This is a genomic window from Hydrogenophaga sp. (assembly GCF_041633695.1).
In the GTDB taxonomy this organism is placed as follows: Bacteria; Pseudomonadota; Gammaproteobacteria; order Burkholderiales; family Burkholderiaceae_C; genus Hydrogenophaga.
This window is the reverse complement of record NZ_JBFJMY010000405.1, coordinates 1-3,748: the sequence shown is the minus strand read 5'-3', so window position 1 is coordinate 3,748 and position 3,748 is coordinate 1. Positions and strand designations below refer to the sequence as shown.

Annotated in this window: 3 protein-coding genes; all 3 read left to right on the top strand. The window is 62.2% G+C overall.

Annotated features, from left to right (window positions below; translation table 11 throughout):
* A partial coding sequence (locus ABYB95_RS19015) for a PAS domain S-box protein (protein WP_372660424.1) occupies positions 1-2,627 on the top strand: 2,627 nt, incomplete at its 5' end.
* Positions 2,624-3,061 (top strand): response regulator, encoded by a 438-nt coding sequence (locus tag ABYB95_RS19010; protein ID WP_372660422.1) that lies wholly within the window; start codon positions 2,624-2,626, stop codon positions 3,059-3,061. The genes ABYB95_RS19015 and ABYB95_RS19010, both read left to right, overlap by 4 nt.
* 48 nt (positions 3,062-3,109) lie before the next feature.
* Positions 3,110-3,559: a universal stress protein gene (locus ABYB95_RS19005; RefSeq protein WP_372660420.1), complete on the top strand. Its 450-nt coding sequence runs from the start codon at positions 3,110-3,112 to the stop codon at positions 3,557-3,559.
* Positions 3,560-3,748: the final 189 nt, after the last annotated feature.

The following is a 3,748-nucleotide window of genomic DNA, read 5'->3' as shown; positions in this document are numbered from 1 at the left end:
TGGGCCGCTGGCTGTTGCATCTACCGGGGCGTTGGCTGGCGCCTTTGTCGCTTGCGCTCTGCGCTTTTTTGCGCGTTGGGGTGCATTTCGCCTGGCAGTTGTCGCAGGCGGAACACGGTGTCGTGGCGCAGGAATCCCGGCGTTTGTACGACCGTTTGGTTTTTGAGCAAATCCGCATGCTGCCGTTGCTGGAAGAGGGCGACGACGAAAAGATCCGCTCGAAAGTGGCGGCGATGCCGGGGCTGGATCGGGCGTATCTGGTGGGCGCGGATGGTGTGGTGCAGGCTTCCCTGTCCGAGCAGGACATCGGCCAGGTCTGGGCCAAGATGTCGAGTGGATTCGCCCGATCGGAGGGCGCAGAACGTCTGCAAGCCGGTGGAGGAACACACAGCGTGCAAGTGCGAGCCAATGTGGCACGAACGGCACTGCTGGGGCGGATCGGTCTGGGGCAAGACCGCATGTTGATCGTGCAACGGGGCATTGTGCCGGCGATGACCGCACGCCAGGTGCAGTTGCGCAAGGAGACCTGGCGCGAGGCTTTGATTCTGCTTGCTGGCGTGGGCTTGCTGGCCTGGGTGTTGCACCTGGCCTGGTTTCGCAGAGCCAAACGCCTGGTGGACATGCTGGCGGCGATGGCCGCCGATCTGGACCCCCGCGCCGAGCCCGTCGGTGGCGACGAGCTGGCTTTCATCGGGGCGGAAGCCAACCGATTGGCCGACCGTTTGAGGCAGGAGCAGGCGCAACTGCGGCGGGTCAACGATCTGGTCAGGCGCTCACCCGTGGTGGTGATCGAATGGATGAACGCGCCCGGCTGGCCGGTGAGCTACGTGAGCGAATCGGTTGAACAATGGGGGTACACGCGCGAAGATTTGCTGCAGGCGCGGCGGCAGTACAACGATCTGATCCACCCCGACGATTTGCGGCGCATCAACCCGGACATCGACATCTACCTGGCGCATGGCCCGGACAACTACCAGATGGACTACCGCCTCCTGCGCAAGGACGGGCGCTGGGCCTGGGTGGATGACCGAACCACGTTGACGCGCGATGCCGATGGCGAGATCGTCACCATCAGTGGCGTGCTGCTCGACATCACGGTGCAGAAAGAAGCCCAGTTCGCCCAGCAGCAACAAGCCCAGTTGCTGCAAATGTTTTACGACCTGCCCTTCATTGGCATGGCGATCACCTCGCCACAAACCAAGCACTGGTTGCAGGTGAACGACCGCTTGTGCGAAATCCTGGGCTATCCGCGCGCCGAGTTGCTGCAGCTGACCTGGTCCGAAATCACGCCGCCAGGCGACCTGGAGCGCAATGTGGCGCTGTTCGACGCCTTGATGGGGGGCGAGGGTGACGGCTATCGGATGCAAAAGCGCTTCACGCGCAAGGATGGGCGCATCGTGCACACCGAAATCGATGTCAAGGCGGTGCGCAACAGCGACGGCAGCATCCGACATTTGCTCACCACGGTGGAAGACATCACCGAGGGTTTGCTGGCCAAGCAGGCGATCGAGGAACACAAGGCCTTTCTGGAGCAGGCCGAAACCATGGCGCGCCTGGGCAGCTGGTCTTTTGACGTGCCGAGCCAGCAACTGTGGTGGTCGGCGCAGATGTACGAAAACGTGGGGCTGGACCCGGCCCAAGGTGTGCCCAGCCCGCAAGCGTATCTGGCGTGTCTGCACCCGGACGACCGGCAGTCTGTGGCAGCCTTCATGCAAGGCATGGCGCAAGGCGAACACGTGAAGGCAGCGGATTTCCGCACCAACCCGGAGCGCGGGGCCGTTCGCTGGTTGCGTGGCACCGTTCAGGAGCGCACCGTGCCCGGGTCCACAGCACTGCGCTACAGCGGTACCTTGCTCGATGTGACGCCGATCAAGGAGGCCGAAGCCGAGCTGTGGCGTATCAACGAAGAGCTGGAACAGCGCGTGAACCGGCGCACCCTGCAGCTCAGCTTGGCCAATCAGGAACTGGAAACCTTCTCCTATTCGGTGTCGCACGACCTCAAGGCCCCGCTGCGCGGCATCGATGGCTACAGCGCCTTGCTGGAAGAAGAGTACGCCGCCCAGCTCGGTGACGAGGGGCTGGAATTCGTCGGACGTATCCGCCAGGGCGTGAACCAGATGGGCTTGCTGATCACGGATTTGCTGGCTTATTCGCGCATGGAGCGGCAGGCGCTGAGCACCCAGGAGCTGGACCTCAAACCGCTGGTTGAAACCCTGGTCGACCAATACCGCTCCGATCTGGACCGGGCGGGCACCCAGGTGAGCTTGAAGCTGGACGACTTGACGGTGCACGGTGACCGCGAGGGCCTGTCCGTGGTGTTGCGCAATCTGATCGGCAACGCCATCAAATTCAGTGCCCGCAGCATCCCTCCGACGATTGAAATCGGCGCCTGCCTACAGGGCGAACAAGTGCGGATGTGGGTCCGCGACAACGGCGTTGGCTTCGATATGAAATACCATGACCGCATGTTCGGGATTTTTCAGCGTTTGCACGGACCCGAACAGTACCCCGGTACCGGGGTCGGGCTGGCGTTGGTTGCCAAGGCGGTGCAACGCATGGGTGGGCGGGTCTGGGCCGAAGGTGAGCTTGGCCAAGGGTCCACATTTTTGATGGAGTTTCCCGTATGAATCCTTTCTTGAGCCTGCCGACCATCTTGTTGGTCGAAGACAATCCGATGGATCTGGACCTGACCCTGCGGGCGTTCAGCAAGAAAAAACTGTCCAACCACATCGACGTGGCGCGCGACGGTGAAGAGGCGCTGGCCTATATCGCACGCTGGGAGGCGGGCGAGAAGCCGCCGGCCGTGATTCTGCTGGACATCAACCTGCCCAAGGTCAGTGGTCTGGAGGTCTTGCGCCAGCTCAAGGCGCACGAGCGTTTCCGGCGTGTGCCGGTGGTGATACTGACTTCCTCCCGCGAAGACCGGGATCTGAAGCAGGCCTACGACCTCGGGGTGAACTCGTATATCGAAAAGCCGGTCAATTTTGGCAAATTCATGGAAGTGGCCGAGCAAATCGAGTTGTACTGGTGCGTGTTGAACGAACGGCCCGCCGGGTCGTGATGTCCGGCATCTCCGTCCCATCACAAATAAAGAAAAGAGGCCAAGCCCATGTTGAATATTCTGATTCCTGTGGACGGTTCGGAGCAGTCGTTGGAGGCGGTGCGCCACGCGCTCAAGTTGGTGGGCATGGGGCTGAAGGCCCGCTTCGTGGTGGCCAATGTGCAGTCCACGGCCAATCTGTATGAGATGGTGGTGGCGCACGACCCGGCGGTGTTGAACAAGGTGAACGAAGCCGCCGGTCGCGATTTGATGCGCCCTGCCGTGGCCCTGCTCAAGGCAGCGGGCCAGCAGGTGGAGCAAGAGGTGGCGACCGGAGATCCCGCCCAGATGCTGGTGGAGATTCTGGAACGGCACGGCTGCGGTGCCGTCATCATGAGCGCGCAAGGCAGCGGCGACCTGCGGGCGGCGGTGCTGGGTTCCGTGTCCCATGAAATGGTGCAGCGCTCGCCCGTGCCGGTGACGGTGGTGAAGCCTGCGGTGGTGGACGCCGACGACTGAGCACCCCGGAGCGGGCGCCGGTTGACCGAGGCGCGATCCAGGCGTTGTTGGGCTGGATGTAAGAACAGCTCAAGCTTTTGGGCAGGTGGTCGAAACCAAAGGAACAGCGGAATTGTTTAGGGCCGCTGACTCTTTTGTAGGGGATCGCCATGTTGAATATCGCACCTGTTTCGCCCGTCTCCTGGCCTT

Coding starts and splice junctions, on each gene's coding strand:
- ABYB95_RS19010 (WP_372660422.1), top strand. CDS start 2,624: ATGAATCCTTTCTTGAGCCTGCCGACCATCTTGTTGGTCGAAGACAAT.
- ABYB95_RS19005 (WP_372660420.1), top strand. CDS start 3,110: ATGTTGAATATTCTGATTCCTGTGGACGGTTCGGAGCAGTCGTTGGAG.